The organism is Paracoccus fistulariae (assembly GCF_028553785.1).
Lineage (GTDB): Bacteria > Pseudomonadota > Alphaproteobacteria > Rhodobacterales > Rhodobacteraceae > Paracoccus > Paracoccus fistulariae.
Window position 1 is genome coordinate 3,301,102 of the sequence record NZ_CP067136.1, and the last position, 14,365, is coordinate 3,315,466.

Consider the following 14,365-nt stretch of genomic DNA (forward strand, 5'->3'; position numbering starts at 1 on the left):
CGCCAATCACACATGACCGATGCCTTTTGTGCCGCCGCGCGAGGGGCCGAACTGTCGTCACATTCGGGGTCGGCGGTGCATGGCACGGATCGGCCCGCAGTGAAAGTGTCAGGTTCCGGTCAAGGAGGTCTGGATGAGTATTGATTTTGATAACTCCGCCGACAAGGCAGAGGGCAACCTGACCGGCAAGATCCTGATCGCGATGCCGGGCATGTCGGATCCGCGATTCGAGCGCTCGGTCGTGCTGATCTGCGCCCATTCCGATGATGGCGCGATGGGCCTGGTGTTGAACAGCCCGCTGCCCGAGGTCGATTTCGGTGATCTGCTGCAGCAACTGGGGATCGAGGTGGATGACAGCATCCGCAATGTCGAGGTGCGCTTTGGCGGCCCCGTCGAACCGGGGCGCGGTTTCGTGCTGCACAAGGTGCCGGAACATGGCGAGGATCCCGAGGGGCGTGTGCGGATCGGTCGTTCGCTGGCCATGACCACGACACGCGATATTCTGGAAGATCTGGCGCTTGGCCGTGGTCCCGATACCGCCGTGCTTGCGCTTGGCTATGCCGGTTGGGGGCCGGGCCAACTGGAAAGCGAGTTGCTGCAGAATGGCTGGCTGACCGGGGAAAGCGCCGATGATCTGATCTTTGGCACCTCGGATCAGGATAAATGGTCCCGCGCGCTTGGCGTGCAGGGGATCGACCCGTCGATGCTGTCGGGCGCGGCGGGCCGCGCCTGACCGCGATCACCGCGCCGCCAGCGGCGGGTCAGCCCAGATCGGGAAAGAACTTGTCCGAAGGGGTGAAGATCTCGAACCCGTCAGCGGTGACGCCGATGGAATGCTCGAACTGTGCCGACAGCGACCGGTCGCGGGTCACGGCGGTCCAGTCATCGGCCAGAACCTTGGTTTCGGCCCGGCCCAGATTGATCATCGGCTCGATGGTGAAGAACATGCCTTCCTCCAGCACCGGGCCTTTGCCCGCGCGGCCGAAATGCAGCACATTCGGCGGCGCGTGGAACACCCGGCCCAGCCCGTGACCGCAGAAATCGCGCACCACGGACATGCGGTGACCTTCGGCATAGGTCTGGATGGCGGCGCCGATATCGCCGAAGGTGGCGCCGGGGCGGACGGCCTCGATCCCCTTCATCAGGCTGTCATGCGTCACCTGGATCAGCCGCTGCGCCTTGACCGAGGGTTTGCCCGCGACATACATACGGCTGGTATCCCCGTACCAGCCATCGACGATCACGGTGACGTCGATATTCAGGATATCGCCATTGCCCAGCGTCTTTTCGCCCGGGATCCCGTGACAGACGACATGGTTCACGCTGATACAGCTGGCATGCTGATAACCGCGATAGCCGATCGTCGCCGAGGTCGAGCCCAGCTCTTCCACGCGGCGCTGGATGAAATCGTCCAACGCGCCGGTTGTCACGCCGGGCTGGACCAGCGGGCCGACCTCATCCAGGATCTGCGATGCCACGGCCCCGGCCTTGCGCATTCCTGCGAAATCTTCGGCGGCATGAATGCGAATGCCCTCTTTGGTCAATTGGCTGTGGTCCATCACTCTTCCTTTCATCTGTCGGCATAGATAGTCCTCTATGCCCACTTGTTCCAGCCCCGTGCGCAGGCGTAGAACGTGGCCATGACAGATGAAAGGGGCGGGCGATGCAGTCAGACAATCCGACGGCGGCGATTCTGGTGATCGGGGATGAAATCCTGTCGGGACGCACGCGGGAAGGCAATGCCCATCATCTGGCCCAGGTGCTGAACGCCACAGGGTTTGATCTGCGCGAAATCAGGGTCGTCTCGGACGATCAGGACCAGATCGTGGCGGCGGTTCGGGCGCTGGATGGCAGTCTGGGCGGGGCCTGGGATCTGCTGTTCACCAGTGGCGGGATCGGGCCGACCCATGACGACATCACTGCCGATGCCGTGGCCCTTGCCCATGGCACCACGGTCGAGGTGAATGACGAGGCGCGCGCCCTGCTGCAGGATCGCTGCGACCGGATGGGCACCGAACTGACGCCGAACCGCCTGCGCATGGCGCGGGTGCCGGTGGGCGCGCGGCTGATCCAGAACGCGGTCTCTGCCGCGCCCGGCTTTTCCATCGGCAACACGCATGTCATGGCCGGCGTTCCCGAAGTCTTTCGCGGCATGGTTGACTGGCTGATCCCGCAGCTTGCCGCAGGTCGGCCGGTTCAGTCGCAATCGGTCGAGGTTCGGCGCGGCGAAAGCGACGTGGCCGAGGATCTGAAGGCGATTGCGGGCGAATATCCGGATCTGTCGCTGGGCTCTTACCCGTTCAACGACGCCGATGGCTGGGGCACCAATCTGGTCGTGCGCGGCCTTGATGCCGAACGCGTGTCCGAGGCGATGGCCGCGATCAAGCAGCGCATGGCCCTGTGATGGATCACGCATTCTCCGAAGCCTTCGAAGCCACATGGCCCGCCGCCGACTATGCACAGGCGGGCGGTTTTCGCGTCGGACGCGGCCTGGGCGCAGGCGGTCGCGTCAGTTCGGCCCGCGTTACCGGCGACTGGCAGTCGGGCGATATCGCGGGGGTCGAGGCGATCTGCCATGGCTGGAACCAGCCCGCGATATTCCGCGTCGATGATGCGAATGACGGGCTGGTCGCGGCGCTGCAGCAGGCGGGCTATCGCGCTGTCACGCCGACGGTGATCATGTCGGCCCCGATCGGGGCGCTTACCGATCGGGAAATTCCACCCGTGACAAGTTTTGACATCTGGCCGCCGCTGGCGATCCAGCGAGAGATCTGGCTGGCGGGCAATATCGGGGCCGAACGGCAGGCGGTGATGGATCGTGCGCCGCAGCTCAAGACCTCGATTCTGGGCCGGGCCGAGGATCGCGCGGCGGGCGCGGCATTCGTGGCCATCGCCGGGCAGGTCGCGATGATCCATGCGATCGAGGTTCTGGCGCCCTGGCGCCGTCGCGGGCTGGCGGGCTGGATGATCCGCGGAGCGGCGCTATGGGCGCGCGACAACGGCGCGACGCGGATGGGGCTTGCGGTCACGCGGGGCAATCACGGCGCCATCGCCGCCTATCACGGTCTGGGGTTTCAAGAGATCGCGGGCTACAGCTATTTCACCCGCTGAGGCGCAGGGCCTAAAGATCGGTCCGCAATTCCCACAGATCGGGGAACAGCACGACATCCAGCATCTTGCGCAGGTAATTCACCCCCGATGTCCCGCCTGATCCGCGCTTGAAGCCGATGATGCGTTCGACCGTGGTGACGTGGTTGAAGCGCCAGCGGCGAAAGTAATCCTCGAAATCGACCAGCTTTTCGGCCAGCTCGTAAAGCTCCCAATATTTGCGGGGATCGCGATAGGCCTCGGCCCATGCTGCGCGGGCCTTGGGGTCGGGGCGATGCGGCTCATCCAGTTTCGCGCGGGCAGGCACGTCAAAGCCCGCCGCGCGCAGGCGACCCGTGACCGTATCGTACAGAGAGGGGCGCGTGACCTCGGCCCGCAGCGGATCGGCCAGTTCCTCGCGATGCGCATGCGGGCGGAGCATCGCCATATTGCGGTTGCCCGCGACGAATTCGATCATCCGGTACTGATAGGATTGAAAGCCGCTGCTTTCGCCAAGGCTTTCGCGGAAATCGGTATATTCGCTGGGCGTCATGGTGCGCAGCACGTCCCAGGCCGAATTCAGCTGCTCCATGATCCGCGCGACCCGGGTCAGCATCTTGAAGGCCGGTTGCAGATCGCCCGCCGCGATGTGATCGCGCGCCGCCGACATTTCATGCAGCGCCAGTTTCAGCCACAGTTCCGAGGTCTGGTGCTGGATGATGAACAGCATCTCGTCATGGGCATCCGACAGCGGGTGCTGCGCCGTCAGGATCTGATCCAGACCCAGATAATCTCCATAGGACATGCGCCCCTGAAAGGACATTTGCGCCCCATCCTTGGCGGGATCATAGGCCATGCTGTCCGTCCTTTCCTGTCGCCTTGCGGATGGCCGCAGCTATCAGGGCGGGCACCTCTGGCGCAAGGCCGATGGGGTCAAGCCGTGGTCCGTCAAAGCCCGCCTGATCCAGCGCGGCGGGCAAATCGCCCAGCACATGTTCGGCACGCAGCGCGAAAAACGGCAGGCTGACGGCGCGATCCAGCCCGATGGCGGCATCTGCGATGAAGGGCTCTTGTTCGACAAAGCCGGTGACGACGCGGGCAAAATGCGGGGCGATCCCGGTGGCGATATCGGTGGTGATCGTAAAGCTGGCTTGTGAGCGCTGCGATCCATGGGCCGTCAGAAGCAGGGTGGTGTCGCCCGGCTGCCAGCCCTGTTCCGCCGCAGCCCGATGCGCCGTGGCGACGATCAGCCCCGGCAGGGCCGGATCGGTTCCGAAGGGCCGCAGGATCCGGGCGCCTCCGGCCCCTGCCTCTGCCAGCCTGCGGGGCAATTCGCGCCCGGTAAACCACCCCTCGGCCATGAACATCGGATAGATAAGGCTGTCGTCATCGGCTGCCTCGGCCAATGCGCCGGGCATGGCAAGCGTGGTGCCGACAACCTCGCAACCCGGATCCTGCGCCGCCACCGCCGCAGCCAGATCCTGCGCCGCGCGCTGTTGCGGACCGGGATCGCCCGGCTGTCCGTGAGAGACGATGACGGCGCGCATCAGTCGCGGAAATATTGCGCGAAATGGTCGGGCATCGAAAATTCCCGCAGCGCGCGGGCGCGCCCTTCGGCGGACATCTTGCGGGCGGTCTTTTCGATGATGCGCGGCATCTTTTCATCCGGTTGTTCGGCCATGAAATCGCCCAGATACCAGCGGATGAAGGTGAAGCAGATCACATCTTCCAGCGCCTGCACCTCGGGGTCGCGCTTGATGCCCTGCTTGGTCAGCATCTTGCGGGCCTCCTGAATATCGCCCTCGGGGTAGCCTGCATCGGCCATGATCCCGGCGACCCGATCGGCATGGCGGCGCCCCTGTTCCGTGCGCCATTGCAGATAGCCCGCGCGATCCTTCGGGTATTCCTCACGGGGAAGGGTCCAGCGCTCGATATGCTGGCCGCGACAGGCGATCCGCAGCACGTCCGAGGCATCTGGGAACAGCCGTTCCTGCTCGGCCGTCATTCGCTGCCCGTAAAGCAGGGCTGCGGGCTGGCCCTCTTCAAGGTTCGGATCCTTCGCATTGGCCCGGTCGATGGCTGTGAACACGGTGTCTAGTCTTGTTGTCATGGCGATCTCCTGCTGAGGGCATTTCAGCGGTTCGCCGCCCGGATCGCAAGCATGAAAGACATGTGCAGCGTCGCCGGTCACAGATAGCCGAAAGTGCGCTGATAGTCCTGACAGCGTTCGGCCAGACTGTCGGCGATGCGCACCTCTTCCGGGGGCAGGCCGCGTGATTGCGCAGTGACATGCACCTTTGCACAGTTCTGGTGACGCTCGACCTCATAGCCTCGATCGATATCGCGAAGCCGCCCCGCCTCATCGCCCAGCAGCGGCCAGTCCAGCATGTCGGCGATGCGCTGGCGTTCCTGCCGCGAATGGGCGAAATCCTCATAGCGCGCGATACCCGTCACCCTGTCGCCCAGATCCGCAACAAGACGGACCATGGCCGCCGCGTTATCGATGCAATAGCGTTCCGCCCATTCCCGGCTGTTGATGTCGTCCTGACCCTGCCTGATGGCTTTTTCGCGCAGGCTCAGATAGATCTGGTGGATATTGCGCGTGTTGATCAGAATGCGGCGCGGCCGGATCGTGTCGATGGTCGGCTGGTGAAAGTCGAACTTGACCTCTTTCGCGCCCCATCTTTGCAATCCCGACAGTTTCGGGGCCAGAAGCTGCTGATATCGCTGCCGCAGGCGTTCGGGCGTGCGCTGCGCTGTGGGCAATTGCCATTCGGCCACGCTGTCCGCGATGCCGAACGTCACCGCCATGTCGGCCATGCCCGCCGCTGTGGCGCCGTGGATGAACCACGGCTCGATCATCATCCAATGTGTCGGCTCCCGTGTCAGAATATTGCACAGCAGGGTGCTGCCAGACCGCGCCATCGAGGCGATATAGGCATGGGCGCGGAACGGGCTGTCCTCTTGCGCGGTCAGAAAGCCGGGGGTTTCGGTCATATCGGCCTGCTCCTTGATCCGTCTGTCAGCGCAGGCGGAAATCTTCGGGAATATCGTCAATGCCGTCAAGGATCAGCGCGGCCATGACCCGGGCGATTTTCGGTGCCATGCCGAATCCGATCTTGAAACCGCCATTGGCGACAAAGGTCTCGGCACGTCCCGGCCAGCGCCCCAACAAGGGCGCGCGCGATCTGGCGCGTGGGCGGGCGCCGGCCCAGCGGTCGATCACCGGCGCCTCGGCCAGCGCCGGGCAGATCCGCCGCGCGCGGGCGATGATCTGGTCCAGCTGATCGTCGATAGCCAGATCCGCATAATCGTTTTCCGAGGTCGAGCCGATGGCCACCGTGCCATCCGCATGGGGCACGATATGCAGCGCGTCGGCAAAGATCTGCGGCGCATCGGCGGCACTGTGGCGCAGCAGGGCCGACTGTCCCTTCACGCCCTTGCCGATATTGCGGTTCAGATCCTGCGTCAGATCCAGCAGACCCGGCGTGCCCGTGGCCCAAAGCACCGGCCCGGCCACATCCCCCGGGCGAAGGGGCTGGCCTTCGATCACCTGTCCGCCCGCGCTGCGGATGGCGGCCACAAGCGCAGCCAGCGCGGCGCGCGGGGCGATGCGGGCGGTCAGATCATCCTCCAGCCACAGGCCGGTCGGGCTTTCGGGGCACAGCGCCGCGCGCGGCGTGTCGGTCAGGCGCATCTGAAGCTGTGCGGGCCAGCGCCTGCGGGCCTCATCAATGCGCGCGCGCAGGCGTGTGGCCGTCTCGGCATCGGGCACGGGTTGCACCCGGCCTGTCCGCGCATAGCCCGGGGACAGGCCGCCCGCAGCCTCGACCCTCGCCCAGAAGTCCTCGGCCATCAGCAGGCTCTGTAGCTGAAAGGCCTTCTTGTGGTTCCAGTTCTCGGGCGCATGCGGGGCCAGCGCGCCGACATGGCCGCCCGAAGATCCCGCGCCGATGCGCTGAGCCTCGATCACCGCGACATTGGCGCCACGCCGCGCCAGTTCCCATGCGCAGGACAGGCCCAGAATGCCGCCGCCGACGATTGTAACGCTTGTCAAACCCGGTGCCTTTCCCCTAGCTGCCCGCATGAGTGATCTAGACGATCAAAGCGGCGCGAACCAGCCGCAGTTGGAATGGCGCGACGGCGGGATCCCGGTCTCGACCCGTTTCGACGATCCCTATTTCAGCCTGTCTGGTGGGCTGGCCGAAACGCGGCATGTGTTTCTGGCAGGCAATGACCTGCCCGCACGTCTGCGGCCCGGCTTTCACGTGGCAGAGCTTGGCTTTGGCACCGGGCTGAACTGTCTGGCCCTGGCACAGGTTGCGCAGATGCCGGTCACCATGACCAGTTTCGAGGCCTTTCCGATGAGCCGGGGGCAGCTGGAGCAGGCCCATGCCGCCTTTCCCGAACTGGCGGCGCTGGCCGTGCAGCTTCGGACGGGTTGGGGGCAGGATGTCATTCAGGTGGGTCAGGTCAGCCTGCATCTGCGGATCGGGGATGTGGCCGATACGCTGCCTGCATGGCCGGGTCGCGCCGATGCCTGGTTTTTGGACGGCTTCTCTCCGGCCAAGAACCCCGAGATGTGGCGCGATGAGATCATGGCCGAAGTCGGGCGGCACAGCGCGCCGGGCGGCACATTCGCGACCTATACGGCAGCCGGTCAGGTCCGTCGCGCCCTGGATGCGGCGGGGTTCGAGGTTCAGCGCCGCAAGGGCTTTGGTCGCAAGCGGCATATGAGCGTGGGGCTTCTGCGCTGATCACGCCTAGCGCCGGTTGATGCGCGGGATGCGGCTTTCGGAATAGGCGGTGCCGGGATGGGGCGGATGCCCCTCGGTCAATTGCCAGAAACCCGTCCCGCCCAGTTGCAGGAAACGCGGCGCCGCGAACAGCAGCCCGGCGATAAATCCGCCCGCATGCGCCCAATAGGCGACGCCGCCATCAGCGCCCTGCAGCATGAACCCGCCAAAGATCTGTAGGCCGAACCAAAAGGCCAGCACGACCCAGGCGGGCAGGGTGAACATCCTGACATAGATGACCAGGATCAGCACCACATCGACGCGCGCCCGGGGAAACAGCAGCAGATAGCCGCCCATGACCCCGGCCACCGCGCCCGAGGCTCCGACCATCGGCACCGCCGATTGCGGATCGGCCATGATCTGCGCCCCGGCCGCCGCCAGTCCCGCCGCCAGATAGAACAGCAGGAAGACCAGATGGCCCAGCTGCTCTTCCAGATTATCGCCGAAAATATATAGAAACAGCATGTTTCCGGCGATATGCAGCAGGCCCGCATGCATGAACATATGCGTCAGCAGGCCCCACATCATTTCGCCATTCGTGACCGCAACCGGATAAAGCGCCAGCCGGTACCACAACATCTCGCCGCCGATGGCGGGCATCGTCAGGATATACATGACGATATTCGCCACGATCAGCCCATAGGTGACATAGGGCGTTCTGAAGGACGGGTTGTGGTCGCGAATGGGAAACATGGGTCAGTTCAGTTCTGCGCCGGCTGCAACAGGATGCGCGGCGTGCCCTCGGGGTCGATCAGGGCAAGGCCGCCATCTGCGGCCTGATAGCGGGTGACCGATTGCAGGGCGGCGGCAAAGCGGATGTCGCCAGCGCTGCGGGCCTGATCGAAACAGGCCTTGCGCGTCTGCGCCATGCCGATAATGGCCAGCGCGCCGTTCTGATCGGTGATCTGGGCGCTGTAATTGTTGCAGGGGCCTTGCCCGCTGATGCGGTTATCCTCGGCGATCTGCATGGTGGTGCCCTCGGGGGCGGGCGTGCCGTCGATGCTGCTGACGACATAGCTGCCCGGCGGCGGCATCTTGGCATCCGTCGTGGCGCAGGCGGTGATCAGGGTCAGACCGGTCAGGGCGGCGATTGCATGACGATAGCGTGACATCGGATATCCTTTGTTATGCCAGATTTTGCGCCCGGCCAGCTTCGCCCGCCCGGCGCGGTCATGCAAGGTGAACTGTCGCGCCGCGCGATCCAGCCCCTGTTCCCGCCGGTCCGGGCAGGCTAGAGTCCGCCGCAAGGATTGATGGAGATCGCTATGACCACGCTGACCGATCGCAAGAACGCCGCCATTTCGCGCGGCGTTGGCATGACCACCCAGATCTATGCCGACCGCGCTGAAAACGCGGAAATCTGGGACAAAGAGGGCAACCGCTATATCGATTTCGCCGCCGGAATCGCGGTCGTGAATACCGGGCACCGCCACCCTCGAATCATCGAGGCGGTGAAGGCGCAGTTGGACCGTTTCACCCATACCTGCCATCAGGTCGTGCCCTATGAAAACTATGTCCAACTGGCCGAGCGTCTGAACAATCTGGTTCCGGGCGATTTCCCGAAAAAGACGATCTTTGCCACCACCGGCGCCGAGGCGGTGGAAAACGCGGTCAAGATCGCGCGCTATTACACCGGCCGTCCGGGCATTGTCAGCTTTGCGGGCGGTTTCCACGGCCGCACCTTCATGGGCATGTCGCTGACCGGCAAGGTGCAGCCCTACAAGGCTGGTTTCGGCGCGATGATGCCCGATGTCTGGCACCTGCCTTTCCCCAACCCGCTGCATGGCGTCTCGGTCGAGGATGCGCTGAAAGCGCTGGAACGGCTGTTCAAATCGGATCTGGAGCCAGAGCGCGTCGCCGCCATCATCGTCGAGCCGGTGCAGGGCGAGGGCGGGTTCTACGAGGTTCCGGCAGGCTTCATGGAAAAGCTGCGCGGCCTGTGCGACAAGCATGGCATGCTGCTGATCGCGGATGAGGTGCAGACCGGTTTCGCCCGCACGGGCAAGCTGTTTGCGATGGAACATCACGGCGTTGCCCCCGATCTGACCACCATGGCCAAGGGTCTGGGCGGCGGCCTGCCGATCAGCGCCGTGACCGGCCGGGCCGAGGTGATGGACGCCCCCAATCCCGGCGGTCTGGGGGGCACCTATGCGGGCAATCCGCTGGCGGTCGCGGCGGCCAATGCGGTTCTGGACGTCATCGAGGATGAGGACCTGTGCGATCGCGCGACCCGCCTTGGCCAGCGCCTGAAACAGCGTCTGGCCGGAACCCGCGAACAGGTGCCGGAGATCGTCGATATCCGCGGCCCGGGCTTCATGAACGCGGTCGAGTTCAATATCGCCGATACCGCCACGCCCAATCCCGAATTCGCCAATCGCGTCCGGGAAGAGGCGCTGAAGCGCGGCCTGATCCTGCTGACCTGCGGCGTTTACGGCAATGTCATTCGCTTCCTTGCCCCGATCACGATCCCGGATGCCGTCTTCGAAGAGGCGCTGGATATTCTGGACGAAAGCCTGCTGGCGGCGCGCAGCTAAAAACCAGACCGTCGGTGCCGGTCAGTCGCTCGGCACCGACCCGACCTCAAGACCGGCCCGACCTCCAGCCCGATCCGCGTCAAGGCGTCGGACATGCGCCTGACAGCAGGCGGGCCGATGCGCGCGTGGCACGGGGTCCGCGCGCAGACCTGCCACCAGCGTCAGATCCGGGGGCAGATGCTGGTGGGCCACAAACCAGCGGAAACCTGCGCTGTCCGGCTTGCCGCCCAGTGTCTTCAGCCGCGCGAAGGAATCACTGTCGGGCACGTGCACCGGGTGCAGTGTCACATTGCCCAGGGACGAGCAGAAAGCCGCAAGCGCCGCGACCTGTCGGGGCGGTGACGCCTGCTCTCACAGCCAGAGGATGATGTCGTCGCGGGGATGCGTGTCGGACAAGGACTGGATCATGACCTGAACCGGGTCCAGATTCCGCCCCGCAAACGAGGTCATCACATCCAGCCGGGTCGGCGCGCGGTTCTGATATTTGCGGCGCTGATCATGCTGCACCCCACTGGCCCAGGTGCCGGACAGTGCCCGATAGGAATGGTGCAGGGCAGGCATGAAACGGCTTGATGACATCTTTGCAGAAAGGTGAAAAAGACCCTGTTCCACTGACGTTGTGGCGCACAGGCACCTTGGGGCAATCAACGATCAGCACCCGGTTCCAGCCCCGCAGCACCCGGCCCCTCTGCCGCTGCTTCGTCGCCGGGGTTGAACATCTGGCATAACTCATGCGACAGACAGCCGCAGCGGATGCAGCCGCCCAGCCTGTCGCGCACCAGTTCCAGCGTCCTGATACGTCGGTCCAGATCGTCGCGCCATGTTTCGGATATGCGCTGCCATTCCTGCTGGTCCAGTGCTGTGCCCGTCAGGGCAGGGCGCAGGGCCTGACGAATTTCGGTCAGCGGAATTCCTGCGCGCTGGCCCGCCTTGATGATCGCCAGAACGCGCAGGCTGGCACGGGAATAACGCCGGTGATTGGCGGCATTTCGGGTGGAATGCAACAATCCCTGGCGCTCATAAAAGTGGATGGCAGAGACGGCGATGCCGCTGCGTCGGGACAATGCGCCGACGGAGATTGTTGGGGGCGAGGACGGAATGGGACTGTTCTTGCAGGACATTTTCACCTTGTCCTCAACCATGGTTAAGGTCTTAGGGTCGCAGGCCGGGCAGGAATTGGCAAGGAGCAGGCAATGGCAGAGGGCAACCGCATCGGGGTGGTCCTCGGTTCGATCCGCAAGGGACGGATCAATGACCGTGTTGCCGCGTGGACGGTTGCGCAATTGCAGGCGCATGGCTTCGAGGTCGATGTGATCGACCCCGCCGACCCCGACCTGCTGCCGGTTCAGATCAATGACGATGCGGCCATTTCACGGCTGCGCGCACGGATGGAGCCGCTGGCAGGCCATGTCATCGTCACACCGGAATATAACCATGCCGAGCCGGGATGGCTGAAAACGCTGATCGACGCGGTGACAGCGGAATGGTGGACGCGGCCGGTGGGGATCGTCAGCTATGGCGGCGTCTCGGGCGGGTTGCGGGCGACCGAATCCCTGCGTGTCGTCTTTGGCGAATTGCATGCGGTGGTGATGCGCGACACGATCAGCTTCTATTCGCCCTGGCGCAAGATGGATGAGCAGGGGAATATCCTTGATCCGGACGAAGCCATCGCCGCGCAGACCGCGATGGAGGTTTTTTCCCACCGCCTGCATTGGTGGGTGGATGCGCTTGCCGAAGCGCGCCTCGCGCGTCCCTATACGCCGGTGGCACGATGAGATCGGATCGATTGCTGCGCGATCCACGTGCCTGGGGGTTGATGCTGGCCGCGACGCTGACAATCATGTCGAATTCGACCATCACACCGGCGCTTCCGGGGCTTCAGGCACGGTTTGCCGATGATCCCAATGCCGAGGTGCTGACCCGGTTGCTGATCACCGCGCCATCGCTGGTGGTGGCGATCATCGCGCCTTTCGCGGGGGCTTTGACCGACAGGTTGGGGCGCAGGTTGCCGCTGTTTCTGGGGCTTCTGATCTATGCGCTGGCGGGCACGGCTGGGCTGTATCTGAACGGGCTGCCCGCCATCCTTGCCAGCCGGTTGATCCTTGGCCTTGGCGTGGCCTTCGTGATGACCGCGCAGGCCGCGCTGATCGGCGATTATTTCCAGGGCGCGGCGCGCGGGCGCCTGATGGGCTATCAGATCGCGGCGACGAATATCGGTGGCCTGATATTCGTGACGGTCGCGGGCTATCTGGCGGGGCTGGACCCGCGCTGGCCCTTTGCCATCTACGGGCTGGCGATCATCATGTTTCCGTTCCTGTGGCGGATGCTGCCAGAGCCGATCCTTGCACCCGGTCAGACCGATCTGGCCAATCCCGCCGCCCTGCAGGCGGAGCCGGGCTGGCAGGCCACCGTGGCGATCATGTCGGCTGCCGCCGCGCTGACCTTCGTGATCTTCTATGCCGTGCCGACGCAGCTTCCCTATCATCTGCGCGGACTTGGCATCACCGATCCGCAAAAGGCAGGCGTGGCCATGGCCTCGATGATGTTCGCCGCGGCGCTGACCTCGGTCGTGTCGGGCTGGATCCGGCCGTGGCTTGGGCGTATCGGCACGCCGGTCACGGGCTATCTTCTGATGGCAGCGGGCTTTGCCACCGTGGCTGCGGGCCGGTCGCTGGGCCTTGAGATGGTCGGAATGGCGCTGATCGGCGGCGGCATAGGGATGTGCATGCCGACCTTTATCACCACGGCGCTGAACGTCACCCCCGCCCACCGCCGAGGCCTGGTTTCGGGTCTGGTGACCTCGGCGATTTTTCTGGGACAGTTCATTTCGCCTCTGGCAAGCCAGCCCCTTGTCACCCATCTGGGATATTCCGGCGCGTTCCATGTCGGCGCGGCAGGCTATGTCACCTTGGCGGTTCTGCTGGTGCTGGTCCTGAAACGGAAACCCCGGCAACAACAGCCAGCCAGCGCGTCCTGATCGCGCGACAAGCAAAGGAGCCCGGCATGACCGGTATCATCGAAATCGACCACCTGTCGAAGGAATATGACAGCGGCACCAAGGCGCTGAGCGATGTGTCGCTGTCGATCAATGAGGGTGAGATCATCGCCCTGCTTGGCCCGAATGGCGCGGGCAAGACGACGCTGATCTCGACCATCTGCGGGCTGGTTGTGCCGACCGGCGGCACGGTGCGCGTCGGCGGTCACGATATCCGCACGGATTGGCGCGCCGCGCGCAAGCTGATCGGGCTGGTGCCGCAAGAGATCATGCTGGAACCCTTCGAGACGGTGATGAACAGCGTCCGCTTTACCCGCGGGCTTTACGGTCAGGCGCCGGATGATGCCTATATCGAAGAGGTGCTGCGCAGCCTGTCGTTGTGGGACAAGCGCGAGGCCGCCACCAAAGAGCTGTCGGGCGGGATGAAGCGTCGCGTGATGATCGCCAAGGCGCTGTCGCATCGGCCCAAGATCCTGTTTCTGGACGAGCCGACGGCGGGCGTCGACGTGGCCCTGCGTCGCGGCATGTGGCAGGTGGTCGAACAGCTGCGCCGCGACGGCGTGACCATCATCCTGACGACTCATTACCTGGAAGAGGCTGAAGAGATGGCCGACCGCGTCGGCGTCATCAACAAGGGGCAGCTTCTGCTGGTCAAGCCCACGGCCGAGCTGATGGGCGAGTTTGGCAAGAAGACCCTGACCATCGAACTGGATCAGCCGCTGACGGCCATCCCTCAGGACGCCTCGGACCGGAACCTGCGGCTGTCCGATGACGGTCGCGCGCTGATCTATGACTATGACACGCGGGCGGAACGCACCGGGATCGCCCGTCTGCTGGGCGATCTGGCGGCGCAGGGGATTTCCGTGCGCGATGTCTCGACCCAACAATCCAATCTGGAAGAAGTATTCATGACGCTGGTATCCGAACCGCGTCAGGAGGCAGAGGCATGAGCA

At 64.5% G+C, this 14,365-nt stretch carries 18 protein-coding genes; 8 read left to right on the forward strand and 10 right to left on the reverse strand.

Annotation, left to right across the window (positions count from 1 at the left end):
• The first annotated feature begins 133 nt into the window (after positions 1-133).
• Positions 134-733: a YqgE/AlgH family protein gene (locus JHX87_RS16300; protein ID WP_271883770.1), complete on the forward strand. Its 600-nt coding sequence runs from the start codon at positions 134-136 to the stop codon at positions 731-733.
• A 28-nt stretch (positions 734-761) separates the two neighbouring features.
• Here JHX87_RS16300 and map read toward each other — a convergent pair whose 3' ends face one another.
• A complete protein-coding gene (map, locus tag JHX87_RS16305) occupies positions 762-1,559 on the reverse strand; it encodes a type I methionyl aminopeptidase (protein ID WP_271883769.1) in 798 nt (265 codons plus the stop codon).
• 104 nt (positions 1,560-1,663) lie between these two features.
• Here map and JHX87_RS16310 point away from each other — a divergent pair, with 104 nt between their 5' ends.
• Together JHX87_RS16310 and JHX87_RS16315 are read left to right on the forward strand one after the other, a co-directional pair.
• Positions 1,664-2,404 carry a competence/damage-inducible protein A gene (locus JHX87_RS16310; RefSeq protein ID WP_271883768.1) on the forward strand — a complete coding sequence of 247 codons (741 nt, stop codon included), beginning with the start codon at positions 1,664-1,666 and terminating at the stop codon, positions 2,402-2,404.
• On the forward strand, positions 2,404-3,111 hold the full coding sequence (locus tag JHX87_RS16315; RefSeq protein ID WP_271883767.1) for a GNAT family N-acetyltransferase: 708 nt from the start codon (positions 2,404-2,406) through the stop codon (positions 3,109-3,111). Before JHX87_RS16310 ends, JHX87_RS16315 begins: the two co-directional genes overlap by 1 nt.
• A 10-nt stretch (positions 3,112-3,121) precedes the next feature.
• Here the strand turns inward: JHX87_RS16315 and kynA are convergent, their stop codons facing one another.
• The 5 genes from kynA to JHX87_RS16340 form a co-directional block, all read right to left on the reverse strand.
• Positions 3,122-3,943, reverse strand: a complete 822-nt coding sequence (kynA, locus tag JHX87_RS16320; protein ID WP_271883766.1) for a tryptophan 2,3-dioxygenase — start codon at positions 3,941-3,943, stop codon at positions 3,122-3,124.
• The gene (locus JHX87_RS16325; protein ID WP_271883765.1) at positions 3,933-4,634 is read right to left on the reverse strand and encodes a cobalamin biosynthesis protein CbiX; all 702 of its coding nucleotides are present in this window, start codon (positions 4,632-4,634) and stop codon (positions 3,933-3,935) included. Before JHX87_RS16325 ends, kynA begins: the two co-directional genes overlap by 11 nt.
• Complete coding sequence (locus JHX87_RS16330) at positions 4,634-5,197, reverse strand: DUF4202 domain-containing protein (protein ID WP_271883764.1); 564 nt, start codon at positions 5,195-5,197, stop codon at positions 4,634-4,636. The genes JHX87_RS16325 and JHX87_RS16330 overlap by 1 nt, the downstream gene beginning before the upstream one ends.
• Before the next feature lie 77 nt (positions 5,198-5,274).
• Positions 5,275-6,084, reverse strand: coding sequence for a hypothetical protein (locus JHX87_RS16335; RefSeq protein ID WP_271883763.1), 810 nt, complete (start codon positions 6,082-6,084; stop codon positions 5,275-5,277).
• Positions 6,085-6,109: 25 nt separating this feature from the next.
• Positions 6,110-7,174 carry an NAD(P)/FAD-dependent oxidoreductase gene (locus JHX87_RS16340; protein WP_377775987.1) on the reverse strand — a complete coding sequence of 355 codons (1,065 nt, stop codon included), beginning with the start codon at positions 7,172-7,174 and terminating at the stop codon, positions 6,110-6,112.
• Here JHX87_RS16340 and mnmC2 point away from each other — a divergent pair.
• Complete coding sequence (mnmC2, locus tag JHX87_RS16345; protein ID WP_271883761.1) at positions 7,173-7,844, forward strand: tRNA (5-methylaminomethyl-2-thiouridine)(34)-methyltransferase MnmC2; 672 nt, start codon at positions 7,173-7,175, stop codon at positions 7,842-7,844. The two genes, JHX87_RS16340 and mnmC2, sit on opposite strands and share 2 nt — an antisense overlap.
• Before the next feature lie 6 nt (positions 7,845-7,850).
• Here mnmC2 and JHX87_RS16350 read toward each other — a convergent pair whose 3' ends face one another.
• Entirely contained in the window at positions 7,851-8,576 is a 726-nt protein-coding gene (locus tag JHX87_RS16350; protein ID WP_271883760.1) for a rhomboid family intramembrane serine protease, read from the reverse strand.
• 8 nt (positions 8,577-8,584) lie between these two features.
• The gene (locus JHX87_RS16355) at positions 8,585-8,995 is read right to left on the reverse strand and encodes an META domain-containing protein (protein ID WP_271883759.1); all 411 of its coding nucleotides are present in this window, start codon (positions 8,993-8,995) and stop codon (positions 8,585-8,587) included.
• A 153-nt stretch (positions 8,996-9,148) separates the two neighbouring features.
• On the opposite strand from JHX87_RS16355, the gene JHX87_RS16360 reads away from it, so the two are divergent.
• Positions 9,149-10,417, forward strand: coding sequence for a 4-aminobutyrate--2-oxoglutarate transaminase (locus JHX87_RS16360; protein WP_271883758.1), 1,269 nt, complete (start codon positions 9,149-9,151; stop codon positions 10,415-10,417).
• 351 nt (positions 10,418-10,768) lie between these two features.
• On the opposite strand, the gene JHX87_RS16365 is transcribed toward JHX87_RS16360, so the two are convergent.
• Both JHX87_RS16365 and soxR read right to left on the reverse strand, forming a co-directional pair.
• The gene (locus JHX87_RS16365; RefSeq protein WP_271883756.1) at positions 10,769-10,978 is read right to left on the reverse strand and encodes a hypothetical protein; all 210 of its coding nucleotides are present in this window, start codon (positions 10,976-10,978) and stop codon (positions 10,769-10,771) included.
• Between the two features lie 83 nt (positions 10,979-11,061).
• A complete protein-coding gene (gene soxR / locus JHX87_RS16370) occupies positions 11,062-11,712 on the reverse strand; it encodes a redox-sensitive transcriptional activator SoxR (protein ID WP_419182190.1) in 651 nt (216 codons plus the stop codon).
• On the opposite strand from soxR, the gene JHX87_RS16375 reads away from it, so the two are divergent.
• From JHX87_RS16375 to JHX87_RS16385, 3 genes are read left to right on the forward strand one after another with little or no spacing between them, the layout of a single operon-like run.
• Entirely contained in the window at positions 11,611-12,192 is a 582-nt protein-coding gene (locus JHX87_RS16375) for an NADPH-dependent FMN reductase (RefSeq protein WP_271883755.1), read from the forward strand. The genes soxR and JHX87_RS16375 overlap by 102 nt on opposite strands.
• Positions 12,189-13,394 carry an MFS transporter gene (locus tag JHX87_RS16380; RefSeq protein ID WP_271883754.1) on the forward strand — a complete coding sequence of 402 codons (1,206 nt, stop codon included), beginning with the start codon at positions 12,189-12,191 and terminating at the stop codon, positions 13,392-13,394. The genes JHX87_RS16375 and JHX87_RS16380 overlap by 4 nt, the downstream gene beginning before the upstream one ends.
• A 26-nt stretch (positions 13,395-13,420) precedes the next feature.
• The gene (locus JHX87_RS16385; RefSeq protein ID WP_271883753.1) at positions 13,421-14,362 is read left to right on the forward strand and encodes an ABC transporter ATP-binding protein; all 942 of its coding nucleotides are present in this window, start codon (positions 13,421-13,423) and stop codon (positions 14,360-14,362) included.
• Positions 14,363-14,365: the final 3 nt, after the last annotated feature.

Excerpts from the sequence above, each read along its gene's own strand:
- JHX87_RS16300 (WP_271883770.1), top strand. The coding sequence starts at position 134 with ATGAGTATTGATTTTGATAACTCCGCCGACAAGGCAGAGGGCAACCTG.
- map (WP_271883769.1), bottom strand. The coding sequence starts at position 1,559 with ATGGACCACAGCCAATTGACCAAAGAGGGCATTCGCATTCATGCCGCC.
- JHX87_RS16310 (WP_271883768.1), top strand. The coding sequence starts at position 1,664 with ATGCAGTCAGACAATCCGACGGCGGCGATTCTGGTGATCGGGGATGAA.
- JHX87_RS16315 (WP_271883767.1), top strand. The coding sequence starts at position 2,404 with ATGGATCACGCATTCTCCGAAGCCTTCGAAGCCACATGGCCCGCCGCC.
- kynA (WP_271883766.1), bottom strand. The coding sequence starts at position 3,943 with ATGGCCTATGATCCCGCCAAGGATGGGGCGCAAATGTCCTTTCAGGGG.
- JHX87_RS16325 (WP_271883765.1), bottom strand. The coding sequence starts at position 4,634 with ATGCGCGCCGTCATCGTCTCTCACGGACAGCCGGGCGATCCCGGTCCG.
- JHX87_RS16330 (WP_271883764.1), bottom strand. The coding sequence starts at position 5,197 with ATGACAACAAGACTAGACACCGTGTTCACAGCCATCGACCGGGCCAAT.
- JHX87_RS16335 (WP_271883763.1), bottom strand. The coding sequence starts at position 6,084 with ATGACCGAAACCCCCGGCTTTCTGACCGCGCAAGAGGACAGCCCGTTC.
- mnmC2 (WP_271883761.1), top strand. The coding sequence starts at position 7,173 with ATGAGTGATCTAGACGATCAAAGCGGCGCGAACCAGCCGCAGTTGGAA.
- JHX87_RS16340 (WP_377775987.1), bottom strand. The coding sequence starts at position 7,174 with ATGCGGGCAGCTAGGGGAAAGGCACCGGGTTTGACAAGCGTTACAATC.
- JHX87_RS16350 (WP_271883760.1), bottom strand. The coding sequence starts at position 8,576 with ATGTTTCCCATTCGCGACCACAACCCGTCCTTCAGAACGCCCTATGTC.
- JHX87_RS16355 (WP_271883759.1), bottom strand. The coding sequence starts at position 8,995 with ATGTCACGCTATCGTCATGCAATCGCCGCCCTGACCGGTCTGACCCTG.
- JHX87_RS16360 (WP_271883758.1), top strand. The coding sequence starts at position 9,149 with ATGACCACGCTGACCGATCGCAAGAACGCCGCCATTTCGCGCGGCGTT.
- JHX87_RS16365 (WP_271883756.1), bottom strand. The coding sequence starts at position 10,978 with ATGCCTGCCCTGCACCATTCCTATCGGGCACTGTCCGGCACCTGGGCC.
- JHX87_RS16375 (WP_271883755.1), top strand. The coding sequence starts at position 11,611 with ATGGCAGAGGGCAACCGCATCGGGGTGGTCCTCGGTTCGATCCGCAAG.
- soxR (WP_419182190.1), bottom strand. The coding sequence starts at position 11,712 with ATGCGCCTGCAATTGCGCAACCGTCCACGCGGCAACACGGTCATTGAT.
- JHX87_RS16380 (WP_271883754.1), top strand. The coding sequence starts at position 12,189 with ATGAGATCGGATCGATTGCTGCGCGATCCACGTGCCTGGGGGTTGATG.
- JHX87_RS16385 (WP_271883753.1), top strand. The coding sequence starts at position 13,421 with ATGACCGGTATCATCGAAATCGACCACCTGTCGAAGGAATATGACAGC.